The sequence below is a fragment of the Chitinimonas arctica genome, from assembly GCF_007431345.1.
Classification (GTDB): Bacteria; Pseudomonadota; Gammaproteobacteria; order Burkholderiales; family Chitinimonadaceae; genus Chitinimonas; species Chitinimonas arctica.
Map to the genome: position 1 here is coordinate 65,353 of NZ_CP041730.1, position 14,209 is coordinate 79,561.

Here is a 14,209-nt window from a genome sequence, read left to right on the forward strand (position 1 = left end):
TTGGCGAGCCGGTGTGACGACAATGCTACTTCTACTTGAGATCGGCACTGGCGCTTGATTGGCCCAGCAGCCAGCGCTGTAAATCCGCTAGCTGCCTGGCGTTGTCTTGGCAGGCTTGGTAATTGGTGGTGACGGTTTGGAGTGCGTCATCGCTTGTAAATTCGCCGGCGGCCGCATCAGCGCTGTCGGCGGGCTCGGGAACGATGGACAGGGCTGCGGCGTTGTGGAGGCGCAACCACTCATAATCCAAATGGCACACAGCATGCTGGGGGCTCGCCACATAGCGGATCACCTCCTTTTCGATGTTTCGATAGATGACCCGGTCACGGATTCGGCCGGCTTCGTGTTGCTCGGCAACGATCTGGCTGATCGCCGCTTGCTTGCGCTCGATGCGAATCACGCGAACCAGGGCGGCCCGTTCTGCATCGTGGCCTTGGACTTGTTCAGCCTGCTGGCCATGAATGCGTCCCAGCACGTAAAGACTGGCGGCCAGGGCTAACACCGCGCCCCAACGCCAGTACCAGGGCAGCAGACTAAGCAGCATGCCGACCCCTGCCTTCACACAGCGCCCGTTCCGCCGCCCGACGATTCGCCAAACCTTGCACGTAGACCTTCTTACCGGTCTTGGCGTCGGTCACATACGACCAGGCCGGCTGGCCGGCATCGTTGATCTGGATCGCGCGGCACGCCTTTCCCCAGTCACCCTGTCGAGCATAGCGAGCAGCAGCAGATTGGCAGGCCCCTGTAGAACCGACGTTGTATGCGAAAGCAGTCAGCGCGGCAGCCTGGTTGGGCGTCATCGGTACCGGCATGCAGCGGCTGACAGCGGCGTAGGTCTCGGTCAGCTCTTCGCGCAACCAAGCCTCGCAGGTGGCGTCGTTGTAAGTCGCACCGATTTTGACGCGCGTGCCGGTCTGGCCCATACAGGCGGTTGGAATGCCGGCCACATCGAGATAGGTCCGATTACGCTTGCCTTCCCACTGGATGACGAAGGGTGTCGCCAGGGCCAGTACGGCGGCGGTACTGGCGGTGAGGATACGCAGCCGGGTACTCATGGCTTATCCCCCGAGCCCAGCTGATGGATAAAGGCCAGTACGGCGGTCACCAGCATCACGATGGGCGTCACCCACTTGGCGATGGTGCCCAGCACTTCCAGCACCCGCATGCCGCCGCGCACGGTATCCAGTATCTCTCGCACCTCGCTGGTGATGGCGGTGTTTTGCTGCATTTGGGTCGATAGCTTGCCCAGCTTGTAATCCACCTGCTCGCGCCAGCGGTCGGGTGGAATGGGATTTTGCATAGGTACCTCCAAGGGCATCGGCAATAAAAAACCCCGCGCATGGCGGGGCACACTGTCTGGGGTTACGGGTTAAGGCAGCGGCGCGGGGATAGGTAGATCCGCTTGGCTGGTGCGGCCGACCTGGGCCTTGCCGGCATTGCCGGCGTTCAGCTGCACGGTGGTGATCCAGCCGCTATGCGAGAAGGCGTGTTCTACACTTTCGGCCAGAAAAACCCCATCCACCTGCGGTTTGAAGCCTTTCAAACGCACTTTACGCTCCGCGCATAAGCGGGCATCGCCGCGTGCCAGGACCAAGTGGCCGTTGGCAGTGGCACGATTGAGGGCACCCAGCCGGCTATCGGCCGCGTCGCGGGCAGCCTGCGGATTGGCGTAGGTATGGCGGTCGATATGGACCGCTGTCGCACCAGGGGGCGCGGATGGGTTAGGCAGGATCAGCGGGACCGGCTGGCCAACTTTCGGGTCGTGCCACTGGGTCCGAACCTTGGCGTGGGCTGGCCGATCCGGAAACACCATCGAATAGCTGTGACATTGCGCCGGTGAAATGGCCAGCTCGGCCATGCTCCCGCCGCTGGCTTGCTGCCCACTATCACGTGGCAGGACCAACAGCTTGCCGGCTTTAACCGTGGCTGTAGCGTTGTGCAGCCGTGCCAGCCTGGTGAGGAAATGCAGATCGCTTTCGCCCACCTGATCGGCGCGCACGATCTCCGCCTGCACCGCACACACTGGCTGCCAGCCATGCCGGCCAGCGATGTCGCCCACGATAGTGGAGAGAGTGGTGTCTTCCCAACTACCGCGCCGGTGAGTCTTGCTGTCCTCGCTGACATCGGCCGCTTTGCAACGGATCAAGATGGCGGCCGGTGGGCCTTTCACTTCGATCTCATCGACGCGGTAGCGACCCAGTCGATTCATGCCTTCGCCTACCCAACCCAGCGACACGGCCAGCACCGCGCCTTTGCGCGGAAAACGCAGCTTGCCGTCGCGGTCATCCAGTTCAATCTCGCAGCTATCGGAATCCAGGCCGGGCTTGTCGGTGATGCGGATCTCGATCAGGCGGTCGCGGATCAGGGCGGTGATGTCGTGCTCGTCGGCCAGCACTTGGAAGTCGGGCTTCATGCCTAAGCCCACAGCTGGATCGCGTCCTGCCGGCGGGCAGGCAGATCCGGGAAGGTGATCAGCAGGCCGGACGGATAAGGCTGCACCTGGGCGGCCAGGCCGGGGTTAGCGGCCAAGACGGTTTCCACCGTCCCCTCCAGATAGCCATAGATCAGTTGGCACAAGGTATCGAGGATATCGCCCTCAGCCGTTCGTATAGTCCTCGCCATAGCGCTGGAACTCCAAGGTAAAGGATTGTTTGCGGGGTGCGCCATTGCTGAGTAAGCCGGCTTGCTCTTCATCGATCTTGACCAGATACCAGCGTCCCAGTACTTCACCGAAACCGGTGGTGAGGGTGACCGGCTCCAGGGCGTAGCCGATCTTGCGCAGGCGAGTGAGCTGGCCGATACCCGGTGCGCCGGTACCGAAGTCGGCGGCGGTAAAGATGGCGCCGGACAAGGTGATGGTTTCCCCGCCTTGGCTGACCGCTTGCAACGCAGGACGGCGCGTCAGCCGGTCCTGGCTGGCGACGTTGTAGGCCGTCTGCCGCTTGAAGCTGTCGTGCGCGGCGGTGCTGAGGTTGAAATAGAAGGTACCGCTCGGCGCAGTGAGGATCAGCAGGTGCGAAGCGGGGCCGGTGGCGCCGGTGAAAGGCGACGTGGTTGCCGCGCGCTGGGTGGTCGGCGACGGTGTAGCGGTCGGTACCGGGCCGGCGGCCAAGGGATGCTGCTGTTGGGCGCGGGTATTGGCCTGCTTCAGGGCTTGGCCCGCTTCCGCCAGTTGCTTGGCGATCTGCTGGGTTGCGCTACCGGCCTGGGCGACCGCAGCAACAATACGGCCGGCTTTGTCCTGAATCGCCGCGACGGCGTTATCCAGGGCGCCATACGCGCGTCCCATTGCTGACCGATCGGTATCGGCTAGCCCTTGCCCGGTACCGCGTAGCTGAGACAAACCCGAGGCGGCTGCCTGGATATCGGCTACTGCATGCCCCCCGACCGACTGCAGGATGGCCGCACCCTGTCGCGGATCTTGCGCCAGCTTGGCCGCGACCAGGCTGACCCGGCCGGCGGCCGCTGCCGCGCGTGTTGCGGCTTGGCCGATTGCTTGAACGAGTGCCATGTGGTTTCCTTAAACGTGGGCGGCATCATGCAGTGCGCCGCGTGCGACCTGGGCGCGGTAGTCCTCTAACATCCGCTTCAGGTGCGGCATCAGCTCGGCAGCCAAAGCGCGAGGGTCTTTGACGTCGCCTTGGACGGTGATGGCGAGGTTGGGGGCGAAGGTGAGTTGCTGATTGGTGGTCGGTACCGACTTGGGCGCCGGTGCGGACTGCGCCGTGGACAGGCTGGTAACCGCTGGCTTGCCCTGCTTGGAGCGCAGTGCGTTGACCTCGGCTAGCGAAATGGGTGCGTTGAGTTGCCGCAGCTCCTCGCCATGCAACTGTTGAAACAGCCCGCCACCCGCCCAACCATCCCCGCCGCCGGTCACCTTGCCCACGCCCTTATTGATCAGGGTGCCGACGCCATAGCCCGCTGCGCCGGCACCCGCGACCATGCCGCCAGACGTGGCAATCAAACCCGCCGAGCCACTGCCGGCGATGGAACCCAGCGTGGGCGCCATGCTGGCAACACTGCCCAGCGAAGCCAGGGCCAGACCGGGGCGGCCGGCTTTGCCCAGCAGATTCAAACCCCCGCCGACGATGCGCTCGCCCGCACCGCGTACCGCTTGCCAGGCACGGCCCATTCGGCCAGCGGGCGGGGTGCCACCTGGCGTGCGACTGTTCGGTAGATCGATGCCGCCGCCAAAGCCGGTAGCCGGCCAGTTGGTGACATATACCGCCTGGGCGCTAGCCGCACCCACCGCATTACCCGCCCGTTCGGGCAGTTGCCCCAGCCGGCCAGGTAGGCGACCCCGACCAGCCAGCAGCCCGCCGCGCGCCAGATCGAAGGCACCGCGGCCGATCTGCGCGCCGGCCTTCATGCCCTTCCAGGCAATCAGCGAGGCGCCCAATACGGCCAAGGCGGCGGTCGCCTGTGGCACGGCACTGGCAAAGGTACCGATGCCCTGGCCGATTCCACGCAAGGCCTTGCCGACGGTATCGGATAGCGGTTGCAGCGCATCGCCCACTCGGCGCACGGCATCCTCCCAGGCTTGACCAACCTCGCTCCACAGCTGCTTGGCACTGGCACGACGGTCCGCGAGATCCTTCTCGATATCCTGGCTGGCCGCCTTCGATTCGCGCTTGAGATTGGCGTAGAGCGCACTGTTTTGCATATACGCCGTCAAGGCAGCCTTCACCTGCATATCGGCGAACAGGTCGCCGGTTTTCATGGTCTCGGCGAAGGCTTGCAGCATGGCCTGCTGCTTGGTCGGATCTTGCTGCGCGATCTGCTTGGCTGCCTCTGCCAGTTGCTTGGCTTTGCTTGGATCGATCCGCTCGACATAAGCGCGGGCCAACACGAAGGAGGCTTCGACGGTGTTCCAGCCCTTACCGATGGCCTCGCGCATCTTGGCTTCGTAGTCGATGCCGGCGTCTTTGTACTGCTTCTTGGTTTCCTCAGAACCGATCTTCGAAAACCAGTTCTTCAGATTGTTGGCGGCCTGGTCGGCGCTGCCGGCGGTCTTCATCTGGACTTGCAGCATGGCGCCCAGGCTGCTGACCGACTCTTGGCCCACGATACCGACCTTTTGCATCTCCGCCAGCAGCTCGGGGAACCAGCGGGCCATGTCGGCGGATTCGAACGAGCCCGCCTTGCCCAGGTAGGCGATGCTGTTCAATGCTTTGCGCATACCCTCCGGGTCGCCGATCTTGGCATTCTGCGCCAGTGCCTGGATCAACTTGGCGGTGTCGGTCCCCTCCGACGCCTGACCAACGGAAAACTTGGCCGCATCCGGAGCGAAGTCCAACGCTTGCTGCCGCGTCATCCCGCCACCTACCATCACATTGACCGCCTGGGCGACGTCGTTGCGAGCCATGCCGCTATCGGCCGAGGCACTGACAATGCCACGCGACAGCTCATCTTCCTCAGCGGTCCGGGCAATCCCGCCCTTGATCGCGATGTCGCGGACGATGGCGCGATAGTCTGCACTGACCATGACCGGGGCGGCCAGCCCCAGCGCGAACTTGCCGGCATCGGCCATGGCGGATTTACCCGCTTCCATGCCGGCGCCGATCCGCTGTCGGCCGGCGGTCTGAAGTTCCAAGCCACGCGCCGTGCGACCCAGCCGGCGATAGTGTTGCTCCAACCGGCCCACCTCGATGCCGGCCTGGCGCAGGGTGGCGATATTGCCATCCAGCTTGCGCCGTACTCCTTCGGCTGCCGCACTGCCGGTGCGATGCAGGGTATTGAATTCCTGCTGTAGCTGCCGCGTCTCGCCAATGACCTTGTGCCACAGCTTGGCATCCTGGGTGCGCCGTTGCAGATCCGCGACCTTGCCCTTGGTATCCGCGAATGCCTTACCCAACGAGGCGCCGACCGCGCCGCCGATGACCAGGCCGAGCGCGATTTCTCTCGCCATTTACCCTCCTTGTTCTACGTCTCACCCGCAAGCCACCACATCACCTCGTCGAGCGTGAGGCGATCAATCTCGGACGGCTGGAAATGCAACTCTTTAGCCAGCCGTTGCATGAGCTGGCGTATTTGGGGCATCGGCAGCATCGTCATCGGCTGCCAGGCGAAAATAGGCCTCCTGCAGGCGACGGTAATCGCGCCAGGTCATGCCCTCCAGATCGGCGACTGACACTTCGGCCAGGGAGGCGAACAATTGCATTTCGCGTTCGGTTTCGTCGCTCGCCAGACGCTGGGCCATGCGGATATCTCGGACCAGCGGTGCGCGTAGGGTCAGGCTGTCGCGCAGCACGCCGTTGAAGGTGGCGGCTTGGCGTAGGGGGACCGTGATGTGATCTTTTTGCTGATGAGCTGGATTCATTATGTAATTCCTAAAAGTGAAAATAGCTGAGGTTTTTAGTGGGTTTCTCTGCTACAAATAAAGGAGCAGGAAGTTTTTTTGACGGCATCAGCGCAGAAACAGCATGGATAATCGGGATGAATTGACGAAATCGCTTTTCAATAGCGACGTAAAGGTCGTGTATAGCGGTAGTGATGTATTTGAAGGGCTCTATTTCGACGCGCCCATTGTTGCACAAGTGACGGGGGCGATGGATGGCTCGGTGATTGATGTGCGCGTTACCGCCACTTCCACTGCATTTTCTATTTGCCACCCCTTCCTAGCCAGAAAAGCCCAGTGCCTTATCCGCTCTGAAAAAGGCCGAATTTGGATGGAAAATCGCGATCTCTGCCTGAATGTTGAAAATCAGAAGCACGGCCTGGGTGCTCGCATTTTTGCGCGACAGGTTTTAGGAGCAAAGGCATTGAACATAAAAAGAATTGTTATGCCTGCAGCAGGCAGCATTCAGACTCCCAGTCATATGGAAAGTGAATTAGCTTGGTTAAAATTCGGCTTTATTGCGAATTTACCATTTGATATACGTGCTGACCTGGGTGTAAAAGGTCACCCATTTAGCCATGTCAAAACCCTACAAGATTTGATCGCCGTTCCAGGGGGCACACAATGGTGGATAGAAAATGGCCATCCTTTTCGCATGGAATTCGATACCTCGGATAACTCCTTCAGCTGGTCGGTGCTCATGGCTTACTTGAACCGAAAAAATATCGCCCTTTGAACGGAACAAGCGGCCCGGCGGAGGATTTACATACCCAAAGCCTCTCGCACCTTTTCCAACTGGTCCACCCCATCGATCACACGTTTACACGCCAGGGGCTCGATCTCATACATGACCTTGCCATCCAGCTCCAGCTTGTAATAGCTGAGTGCAATGCCGAACTTATTCTCCGATTTTTCGCCAGGCTTCCAGTCGCCCATATCCAGCTCTTCCAGCATGCCGCGCATGCTGATAATGGCGGCGACCACGGCGCCTTTCTGATCCTTGAAGGCACCTCGGAAGCTGCCATTGAAGGCGGTCTGATCGGCCAGGCCAAAGAACTTCAGCGCGCCGGCATCCAGGCCAGATAGGGTAAAGCTACCCTCCGGCGTTTCCATGCCCATATCCATCTTGATGGCGGCATCCGAGCCACCGGGGCGGTGGTCGTCGGTCTTGAGTTTAAGCTTGGGCGGCGTCACCGACATCGCCAGGCCGGCGTAGCCCTTGCCGTCGATAAAGGCATTCATGTTGTACAAGGTTTGCGGAATCATCGCGACCTCCTTTATTTATTGGTATTGAGGACTTCGGTGATCCACTGATTGGTCACCTCGACCCGGAAGATCGGGTTTTCTGCCGGTGGGACGTCGGTAAAGCGGATATTCCAATAGACTCGGCCCTGCTCCAGTTGGCTGGCGGTATTCAGTTCCAGATCCGGATAGACCTCGAAATTGATAATCGCGCCCTGGGCCTTCAGGTCACGCATAAAGGCCTGCAGCCCTTCCGTGACGTCCTTGACGTAGGTTTTGGTGATGCTTCGGTCTACCGCCCATTTGTGGCCGTAGAGAATGGCGTCCATGACGATATCGAGCGTGCGGACCCTGGTCACAAAGGACCACTTGGGATCAGCCGACAAGGTACGGTTACCCCAAAGGCGGAAGCCACCGTCGCGGATGATGGTGGTGATATGGGCGGCATTGAGTAAATTCGCCCTACAGGTTTCGTCCCCGTCCAAGAACTCGACCGGGCGGCCGGTACCGGTGACCTCGACGAACTCCTTATTCGACGGACTGGCCCAAAAGCCGTATTCCTTGTCGGTACGAGCAAACAGACCTGCGGCATAGGGCGAAGCCGGCACGACTACCTCGGCGTTGATCGAGGTGTCCCAGATCTTCAGGCCGGGATCGACCGCGTAAATGCGCTTGCTCCCGAAGTTGGTGAAGTAGGCGATGGCGGCTTCGTCATCCGTATTCGGCCCGTCAACAATGGCGACCGCTTTCAACTTGGCTGCTAGGCTATCCATGGCAGACGCGACCGCCTGCTTGGCCGAATGGCCAGGACAAACGATCAGTCTCGGTTGGGCATTGTGGCGGCTTTTGCCATCCAATAGCGCTTGCATGCCGGTACGTTGGCCGGCCTGGGTGACCCCGCCAATGATGGCGCTGGTCAGCGCGGCGCCATCGGCCACGCTAGGTACGCCGACCGCCACAATGACGGCAGCGGCCTGGGCATAGATCCCGCGTGCGGCCTTCGCCAGATTACTGTTGGTACCGAACTTAAGCACCGCCTCCCGGTAACTGGTCAACAGGATGGGTTGATTCGGCGCGGCCAAGCCTTCGGCCGGGGTAAAAGTATCGACTAGGCCAATAATGGACGAGGAGGGAATGGCGATGGGGCGCGGCCCGGTATCGACCAGGGTCACGGTCACGCCGTGGAAGAAGCTCAAACTAGGCATGAAACTCCGATGCAAAAAGCCCGCACGCGGCGGGCTGGGGGGACAAAGGTCAGGAGAATTTTTTAAGGGTGCTCACCCAGGTGAGGGATGCGCGTACCAAGTCGGTTGTTTACAGTTTTGCTTAGATGATCGTCAGAGCCGCCACCATGAAAACCTTCGCTCCACCGGACAATATCGAGGACGCCATTGATGCCGTTCTCACCTACGGCGTCGCCGCCATCGAAGGCGATAAGACCCGCGTTCTTGCGTATGCCAGGCGGCTGCTTCAGTGCCTGGCGCCGTATCGTGACGTCGCGCCGATCATTTCCGCGCAAAACGTCTCGAACAAGGGCCACCTTTTTTATGTCGTTGATAACAATCGCTACGTCACCGGCAATGAAGAATTGAAGCAAGCTGTACTGAATCTCGACACGGTTTGTTTGAACGGCTTACCTACTTGATCCCCGCGCCAGGAGGGCGACTACCATGCTTCTCCTAGGCTTGATTGTGAAGTTGCCTCGTCGGGAAGCGACAGAGGCGCAGCTGTGAAAATCTTTGATCAATTGGACAATGTCAACGACGCGGCCGAGACCTTGATTAAAGACGGGATCGTCGCGATAGCAGCGCCTCGCTCCACTGCCGTGCCCTACCTTCAACGCATTCAAGCCTGCGTAGCACCTTACATCAAGGTCAATACGATTCTGGGTTTTCAGTCTGTACCGAACCACGGCTATCTGTATTACCTCCGCGACACAAGTCGCTACGCATTAGAGGATGAACGCTTAGCACAGCGGTTGTTGGATCTCGATGCGCATGACCGCCGTTATTGCGGATACACCCGAGTCGGCTAAGTCCGAAAGACACTGACCGTGATACCGGCAAAGCGCATATTCGCTGCTTCCGGTAATCCAGCATTGATGGCCGCTTCATTGACCATCCAAGTACCGTCATCACCCGGCACGGTAAACGGCGCTGACACCTTGACGATCCCATCCACCATGGTTGCCAGCAGCAGGCCATCGCGGCCACCCTGCTGGCGGATCGGCAATCGAAAGCTATCGCTCAGCGGTAGCACCGCACCGTCCTCGCTGCGTAGTTCCGCGGTAAAGCTCAGCGTGGCGCCCTGCGGGCAGATCACCTCATGGCGATCCAGGGCTACCGTGGTTTGAATGGGCTGGTCGCTCGTGACCTGGGTAATAACCAATAGCGGGCGGACAGCTGGCTTGGCTAGGCCATAGAGGGGCAGATCGAGGCTGCCGCTGTAGTCGGCGATGATATGGCCCGGCATGGCGGCCAAGTCGGCGTTGGCGAAGAATCGGATCTGGTCTGGATACACAATGAGTCCGGACGAGTCGTCGCTTCGTATAGGGAAATGCACACGTTTCATCATGGTTTTAGATCCCCGCCAAAGTAGCGACTTGGTTCAACCACGAGTCGAGTGCCAGCCGCGTATACACACCGCCCGTCAATCGCCGACCGCCTGCTGGACTAAACACCGTGTACTTGCCGCCTCCGATGTGGCGAAGCAAGGCTGTGGCGCCGTTGCTGGCCATGCTGACCGGGAAGCCGATCTGATTCGCCATGACGGCGGCTTGCCGACCGTTCCTTGCCAGGGGCAACACGATGGGATCAGTGTTGGTGGACCCCGACTGCACGCTCATGCTGGCGGACACCACCAGCGATTCGTCGGCACTGACATAGGCAAATCCGTTACCGGTGTTGTTCAAGGGCACGCCATTCGCCGAGGTCACAACGGTCGGACCGGTCACGATGGCCCCGGTAGTGGGATGGAACGTGGTGCGGTACACATTGCCGTTGACGCTGGACACACTGTAGAGCGATAAATTACCGGCACCCTCGACGGGCCGGGTCAACAAGTGGTTGTTATGGGCAAAGGCATTGTTGGTCTGCGCCGAAAAGCTACCGACGACGGTCAATGCACCACTCGCCAGCACAATCTTGTTAAGGTACATCGTGGCCGGTGTCGTGCCCGTGAAATAGGTCAGGCACCACAGCGCTTGATCGACCGCATCGAAATAGATCGATTCGCGCACCAGGGCCGTAATGGTGGGGAAATCGGTGAGCGCCTTGGTCCAGATCGGCATGCCTGCAGGATTGAGCAGGGCAAAGCCAGGTAGGGAAAACACCTGTAGTGCGCTGCCATCGGTCAGCCAGGACACGGGCAGATAGCCGGCCGACGCGCCGGTGTTATCGCCCTGGGCGGCGGGGCGAGGAATCGCGGCGGGCCACGGAAAGACCGAGCGGGCCGCCACATTGCCCGAGGTCGAAGAAAGGATACGGCGGCCCATCAGGTTGGGAATCCAAAGGCACGCGCATCGACCACGCCTACTGCACTGGCACGGACATAGACGGTTTCGCCGGGCGAGATGGCAATGCCGCTGCGCTCCAGCACATTGCTGATCATGCCTTCCGGATCGAGTGGGGTTTTCCATTCCAGCCGGTCGCCATTGACCACGCCACCGACGCCAATGGCTAGGCCCACATTCACGGTGTTCGCACTGCAATTGACCATATTGACGTTGATTGTCGGCTGCTCACCGGCCTGGGCGGTATAGAGCGGCTCCCAGGTGTCGGCGCGGGGAATACAGAGTCTGCCAAAGGTCGGCATCGGGGCTCCAAGGGGTAAATAGATAGGATGAAAGCGGCACCGCAGCGCCCGCTAAATCTGGCCGTGAAAGAACCGTTCCGAGCGGCTGAACAAGCTGCGCACATCGCGCCATTCGGCGTCGCCAGCGGCGGCGGTTTTCTTGACGAGGATTTGATTGGGCAAGCCGCCTAGCGGCAGCTGGGTCTGCTGGCCCATCACTTGCAGTACCCACTGGCGCGAAGCCAAGGTCTTGCTGGGATCAATGCTGAGATTGACCACGCTGGCATTGCCCAGGGCGACCACCATCTCCATGACCGTATCGACGCCCATACCCTGACTAAGGACAGGCTTGTAGCGGTCGGCGCAGTTGGCAACGGCGATGAGGGTGCCGGCCGAGTCGAACAGGCCAATTTCGCGGATGGTGAACCCGCCGACATCGATGGGAATCACAATATTGGCGGTGATCCAGCCGGCGTTTTGCGCATCGATGGCGACCAGGCTGATGGGGCCGCGCCAGGTTTCACGCACGAGGCGGGTTTGTTTTGCATCGGGGATGACCGGCACCCCGCCGCCATCGCCCACCGCCATCTGGGTCAATTCAATGGTCTGTTGCTTCGCCAGGGCTTGCGCGATCCTGGCCAGCCCGGCCTCGGTCGGCAAGGTGAACCAGTTTTGTACATCGGCCATAGGGTTCCTATCGGGATAAGGGAGCGCCGCGCGGCCGGATGCGCAGCACCTCTACGAGCGTGGTGGTGGCAGCCAGGTAGAGCAGCAGGGGTGGAGCCGATAGCCGGCGGAGTTGGTAAGGCATGACGCGGGACGTCTCCCCCAGGCAGGTGGCTGCCGCGACCTTCAAGGTGCCGGACACCTGCTGGATGGCCGCCAGGCGGCGCAAGTGCGAGCGCTCGGGCTTCCACAGCGCGATCACGTTCAGTGCATTGCCCACGGCGGCTTGATCCTCGGCGTTGCGCAGCATCAGCTGCACGTCGAACTCCGCCCAATGCGCACCGGGCGGATGCTCGATGAGGCGGGCTTCGGCGAAACCCAGAATCCCCAGCGCTCGCTGGATTGCCCAGGGCGTGCCCTTCTTCCTATGCAAGGCAAGCGATTCACGGATCAATTGCCGGCGCGGGGCATCGGTCAGGGCATAGGCCCAGCCATCGACCGACATGGCCCAAGCCAGGTAGGGCAACAGTGGCGCCGGACAATGGTCGGCCGACCACAGCGTGCGCAGTACGGACGGATCGAGCGGGGAAGCCGTGCTATCAGCGACGGCGCGCTCCAGGGCAGTTGCGTTACTAGGGAGTAACTTAGCGCTCATCGCTGTTCACCACCTGGATCGCCAGCTCGGTGCACAGCGCCACTTCGTTACCGGCCATCACCAGATCGAGGGCCGGCTCCGACAGATCCACTCGCACGATGCCGGGCACATGCAGCGCGGCGTACAAACCCGAGCGCGGGACATCGCGACCGATCTTGCGGCAGTCGGCCAGGTAAGCCGCCAAGGCAGCGCGGGCGGCCGCTTCAGCGGGATCGCCATCCGGACCAGGGCGACGGTACAGCGTGGCGCGGAGGGCAAAGGGTCGTAGTGAGGCGGCCCGTACCTGCACGGTATCGCTAAGCGGCCGGCGCTCTTCGGCAGACAGGTAGGCCGCCACGGTCCCAAGCAAGCCCGCACTGGGCGATCCATCGCCATCGACCGAAAGAACCGTCACCCGCACCGTGCCTGGTACCGGGCTGTCCACCGCCACGTCGGCCACATGGGCGTCAGCCGACAACGCATGAAAAACATAGCTATCGCGCGAACCGGCTACTGTCTCCCCCTCCAGCGCCATCTGGGCACGCAGCCGCAGTCGTTCGTCGTCTTCATAGGTGGCCGGTACCGGCGGCTGCGCGGTCGGATTGCCGGCATCAAGCAATAGCCGCGACACCCCCAGCAGCGCGGCCAGCTGCTCCAGATCGCTGCCTCGGGCAAAGGGCAGCAATACCGCCTGGGCGGCATCATTGATCCGCGCCCGAAGCGTCAGCTCGTCATAGGTCGCCAACTCCAGCAGCTTGATCACGGGGTCGGTTTCCAGCACGGCGCTGAACTGCGGATATAGGGTGCGGAACCGACCCAGCTTGCCCTGGAAAATCGTCTCGAAATCCAGCTCCTCGATCACCGCCGGTGGCGGTAGCCTGGCCAGGTCGATCAAGTTGTTCATAGCGCCACCTCGATCAACGCAGCCTCGCCATTGATCTCGGCATCAATCACGAAGTCGAAGCGACCATCGACGATAGATCGCAAGGTCACCCGCTTCACGCGCACCAGCGGTTCGGTCAGCAGCGGGCTCCAGTTATGCGGGGCGTTCAAGGCCTCGGCGATCTCCGCCTGCATGGCTGACTTGAGGCCACCGTTAAACGGCAGATCGACCATCTCGGGCAGGCGCGAGCCATAGCGGGGTCGCATGCGGCGGCTGCCGATGCGGGTGGTGAGAATGTCGTGGATGCCTTGCACGATGGCGTCCCGGCCCGAGATCGGCTGGCCGGTGTAGCGGTGCATGCCGATAAAGGGCTGGGCAATCGTCATTCGGCAGCCACGCTCTCGAAGTCGTCGTGTTGGTCCAAGTAGGCCACCAGCTCGGGGACGTCGGTGACGATGCGGGACTTTTCGACCATAAAGGCCCGGCCGTCTTCGAGGACCAGGGTGCGGGAATTAAAAGACTTGTCGCGGTAGGTACGCGGGGCGACGGGAATCGCATCGCTTGTCAGGGGTTTGGCCATAGGGCTCCAGAATGCAAAAGCCCCGCTCGAAGGCGGGGCGAAGGGAAGAAGTAAGGAAGAGACGGAAGAAAAGGC

21 protein-coding genes are annotated in these 14,209 nt (G+C 61.3%); 3 read left to right on the top strand and 18 right to left on the bottom strand.

Annotated features, from left to right (window positions below; genetic code table 11):
• Positions 1-31 precede the first annotated feature (31 nt).
• The 8 genes from FNU76_RS00315 to FNU76_RS00350 form a co-directional block, all read right to left on the bottom strand.
• On the bottom strand, positions 32-544 hold the full coding sequence (locus FNU76_RS00315; RefSeq protein WP_143855835.1) for a hypothetical protein: 513 nt from the start codon (positions 542-544) through the stop codon (positions 32-34).
• The gene (locus FNU76_RS00320) at positions 534-1,055 is read right to left on the bottom strand and encodes a lysozyme (RefSeq protein ID WP_143855836.1); all 522 of its coding nucleotides are present in this window, start codon (positions 1,053-1,055) and stop codon (positions 534-536) included. The genes FNU76_RS00315 and FNU76_RS00320 overlap by 11 nt, the downstream gene beginning before the upstream one ends.
• Positions 1,052-1,300, bottom strand: a complete 249-nt coding sequence (locus tag FNU76_RS00325; protein ID WP_143855837.1) for a hypothetical protein — start codon at positions 1,298-1,300, stop codon at positions 1,052-1,054. Before FNU76_RS00325 ends, FNU76_RS00320 begins: the two co-directional genes overlap by 4 nt.
• A 69-nt stretch (positions 1,301-1,369) precedes the next feature.
• On the bottom strand, positions 1,370-2,413 hold the full coding sequence (locus FNU76_RS00330) for a phage late control D family protein (RefSeq protein ID WP_143855838.1): 1,044 nt from the start codon (positions 2,411-2,413) through the stop codon (positions 1,370-1,372).
• A gap of 2 nt (positions 2,414-2,415) precedes the next feature.
• Positions 2,416-2,622, bottom strand: coding sequence for a tail protein X (locus FNU76_RS00335; RefSeq protein WP_143855839.1), 207 nt, complete (start codon positions 2,620-2,622; stop codon positions 2,416-2,418).
• Positions 2,597-3,511 (bottom strand): phage tail protein, encoded by a 915-nt coding sequence (locus FNU76_RS00340; RefSeq protein ID WP_143855840.1) that lies wholly within the window; start codon positions 3,509-3,511, stop codon positions 2,597-2,599. Before FNU76_RS00340 ends, FNU76_RS00335 begins: the two co-directional genes overlap by 26 nt.
• 9 nt (positions 3,512-3,520) lie before the next feature.
• Positions 3,521-5,908: a phage tail tape measure protein gene (locus FNU76_RS00345; protein WP_143855841.1), complete on the bottom strand. Its 2,388-nt coding sequence runs from the start codon at positions 5,906-5,908 to the stop codon at positions 3,521-3,523.
• Between the two features lie 93 nt (positions 5,909-6,001).
• A complete protein-coding gene (locus FNU76_RS00350; RefSeq protein ID WP_143855842.1) occupies positions 6,002-6,319 on the bottom strand; it encodes a phage tail assembly protein in 318 nt (105 codons plus the stop codon).
• Between the two features lie 103 nt (positions 6,320-6,422).
• Between FNU76_RS00350 and FNU76_RS00355 the strand changes: the two genes are divergently transcribed.
• Positions 6,423-7,073 (top strand): hypothetical protein, encoded by a 651-nt coding sequence (locus tag FNU76_RS00355; protein WP_143855843.1) that lies wholly within the window; start codon positions 6,423-6,425, stop codon positions 7,071-7,073.
• Between the two features lie 26 nt (positions 7,074-7,099).
• On the opposite strand, the gene FNU76_RS00360 is transcribed toward FNU76_RS00355, so the two are convergent.
• The gene (locus FNU76_RS00360; protein ID WP_143855844.1) at positions 7,100-7,603 is read right to left on the bottom strand and encodes a phage major tail tube protein; all 504 of its coding nucleotides are present in this window, start codon (positions 7,601-7,603) and stop codon (positions 7,100-7,102) included.
• Positions 7,604-7,614: 11 nt separating this feature from the next.
• On the bottom strand, positions 7,615-8,784 hold the full coding sequence (locus FNU76_RS00365; protein ID WP_143855845.1) for a phage tail sheath C-terminal domain-containing protein: 1,170 nt from the start codon (positions 8,782-8,784) through the stop codon (positions 7,615-7,617).
• Between the two features lie 146 nt (positions 8,785-8,930).
• Here FNU76_RS00365 and FNU76_RS00370 point away from each other — a divergent pair, with 146 nt between their 5' ends.
• Positions 8,931-9,224: a hypothetical protein gene (locus FNU76_RS00370; RefSeq protein WP_143855846.1), complete on the top strand. Its 294-nt coding sequence runs from the start codon at positions 8,931-8,933 to the stop codon at positions 9,222-9,224.
• An 84-nt stretch (positions 9,225-9,308) separates the two neighbouring features.
• The gene (locus FNU76_RS00375; protein WP_143855847.1) at positions 9,309-9,614 is read left to right on the top strand and encodes a hypothetical protein; all 306 of its coding nucleotides are present in this window, start codon (positions 9,309-9,311) and stop codon (positions 9,612-9,614) included.
• On the opposite strand, the gene FNU76_RS00380 is transcribed toward FNU76_RS00375, so the two are convergent.
• Genes FNU76_RS00380 through FNU76_RS00415 form a run of 8 tightly spaced genes read right to left on the bottom strand, consistent with a single transcriptional unit; the run spans position 9,611 to position 14,134 of the window.
• The gene (locus tag FNU76_RS00380; protein WP_143855848.1) at positions 9,611-10,153 is read right to left on the bottom strand and encodes a hypothetical protein; all 543 of its coding nucleotides are present in this window, start codon (positions 10,151-10,153) and stop codon (positions 9,611-9,613) included. The genes FNU76_RS00375 and FNU76_RS00380 overlap by 4 nt on opposite strands.
• A gap of 4 nt (positions 10,154-10,157) precedes the next feature.
• The gene (locus FNU76_RS00385; protein ID WP_143855849.1) at positions 10,158-11,072 is read right to left on the bottom strand and encodes a hypothetical protein; all 915 of its coding nucleotides are present in this window, start codon (positions 11,070-11,072) and stop codon (positions 10,158-10,160) included.
• Complete coding sequence (locus tag FNU76_RS00390) at positions 11,072-11,392, bottom strand: hypothetical protein (RefSeq protein ID WP_143855850.1); 321 nt, start codon at positions 11,390-11,392, stop codon at positions 11,072-11,074. The genes FNU76_RS00385 and FNU76_RS00390 overlap by 1 nt, the downstream gene beginning before the upstream one ends.
• Before the next feature lie 51 nt (positions 11,393-11,443).
• Positions 11,444-12,058 carry a phage tail protein gene (locus FNU76_RS00395; protein WP_143855851.1) on the bottom strand — a complete coding sequence of 205 codons (615 nt, stop codon included), beginning with the start codon at positions 12,056-12,058 and terminating at the stop codon, positions 11,444-11,446.
• Between the two features lie 7 nt (positions 12,059-12,065).
• Positions 12,066-12,692: a phage tail protein I gene (locus tag FNU76_RS00400; RefSeq protein WP_143855852.1), complete on the bottom strand. Its 627-nt coding sequence runs from the start codon at positions 12,690-12,692 to the stop codon at positions 12,066-12,068.
• Entirely contained in the window at positions 12,682-13,575 is an 894-nt protein-coding gene (locus FNU76_RS00405; RefSeq protein WP_223879172.1) for a baseplate assembly protein, read from the bottom strand. The genes FNU76_RS00400 and FNU76_RS00405 overlap by 11 nt, the downstream gene beginning before the upstream one ends.
• Positions 13,572-13,940, bottom strand: coding sequence for a GPW/gp25 family protein (locus tag FNU76_RS00410; RefSeq protein WP_143855853.1), 369 nt, complete (start codon positions 13,938-13,940; stop codon positions 13,572-13,574). The genes FNU76_RS00405 and FNU76_RS00410 overlap by 4 nt, the downstream gene beginning before the upstream one ends.
• Complete coding sequence (locus FNU76_RS00415) at positions 13,937-14,134, bottom strand: hypothetical protein (RefSeq protein WP_143855854.1); 198 nt, start codon at positions 14,132-14,134, stop codon at positions 13,937-13,939. Before FNU76_RS00415 ends, FNU76_RS00410 begins: the two co-directional genes overlap by 4 nt.
• Positions 14,135-14,209 lie beyond the last annotated feature (75 nt).

Bases quoted from the DNA above. Each gene is read 5' to 3' on its own strand.
- FNU76_RS00380 (WP_143855848.1), bottom strand. From the start codon at position 10,153: ATGATGAAACGTGTGCATTTCCCTATACGAAGCGACGACTCGTCCGGA.
- FNU76_RS00345 (WP_143855841.1), bottom strand. From the start codon at position 5,908: ATGGCGAGAGAAATCGCGCTCGGCCTGGTCATCGGCGGCGCGGTCGGC.
- FNU76_RS00355 (WP_143855843.1), top strand. From the start codon at position 6,423: ATGGATAATCGGGATGAATTGACGAAATCGCTTTTCAATAGCGACGTA.
- FNU76_RS00350 (WP_143855842.1), bottom strand. From the start codon at position 6,319: ATGAATCCAGCTCATCAGCAAAAAGATCACATCACGGTCCCCCTACGC.
- FNU76_RS00400 (WP_143855852.1), bottom strand. From the start codon at position 12,692: ATGAGCGCTAAGTTACTCCCTAGTAACGCAACTGCCCTGGAGCGCGCC.
- FNU76_RS00370 (WP_143855846.1), top strand. From the start codon at position 8,931: ATGAAAACCTTCGCTCCACCGGACAATATCGAGGACGCCATTGATGCC.
- FNU76_RS00410 (WP_143855853.1), bottom strand. From the start codon at position 13,940: ATGACGATTGCCCAGCCCTTTATCGGCATGCACCGCTACACCGGCCAG.
- FNU76_RS00335 (WP_143855839.1), bottom strand. From the start codon at position 2,622: ATGGCGAGGACTATACGAACGGCTGAGGGCGATATCCTCGATACCTTG.
- FNU76_RS00405 (WP_223879172.1), bottom strand. From the start codon at position 13,575: ATGAACAACTTGATCGACCTGGCCAGGCTACCGCCACCGGCGGTGATC.
- FNU76_RS00365 (WP_143855845.1), bottom strand. From the start codon at position 8,784: ATGCCTAGTTTGAGCTTCTTCCACGGCGTGACCGTGACCCTGGTCGAT.
- FNU76_RS00415 (WP_143855854.1), bottom strand. From the start codon at position 14,134: ATGGCCAAACCCCTGACAAGCGATGCGATTCCCGTCGCCCCGCGTACC.
- FNU76_RS00330 (WP_143855838.1), bottom strand. From the start codon at position 2,413: ATGAAGCCCGACTTCCAAGTGCTGGCCGACGAGCACGACATCACCGCC.
- FNU76_RS00395 (WP_143855851.1), bottom strand. From the start codon at position 12,058: ATGGCCGATGTACAAAACTGGTTCACCTTGCCGACCGAGGCCGGGCTG.
- FNU76_RS00360 (WP_143855844.1), bottom strand. From the start codon at position 7,603: ATGATTCCGCAAACCTTGTACAACATGAATGCCTTTATCGACGGCAAG.
- FNU76_RS00390 (WP_143855850.1), bottom strand. From the start codon at position 11,392: ATGCCGACCTTTGGCAGACTCTGTATTCCCCGCGCCGACACCTGGGAG.
- FNU76_RS00315 (WP_143855835.1), bottom strand. From the start codon at position 544: ATGCTGCTTAGTCTGCTGCCCTGGTACTGGCGTTGGGGCGCGGTGTTA.
- FNU76_RS00325 (WP_143855837.1), bottom strand. From the start codon at position 1,300: ATGCAAAATCCCATTCCACCCGACCGCTGGCGCGAGCAGGTGGATTAC.
- FNU76_RS00385 (WP_143855849.1), bottom strand. From the start codon at position 11,072: ATGGGCCGCCGTATCCTTTCTTCGACCTCGGGCAATGTGGCGGCCCGC.
- FNU76_RS00320 (WP_143855836.1), bottom strand. From the start codon at position 1,055: ATGAGTACCCGGCTGCGTATCCTCACCGCCAGTACCGCCGCCGTACTG.
- FNU76_RS00340 (WP_143855840.1), bottom strand. From the start codon at position 3,511: ATGGCACTCGTTCAAGCAATCGGCCAAGCCGCAACACGCGCGGCAGCG.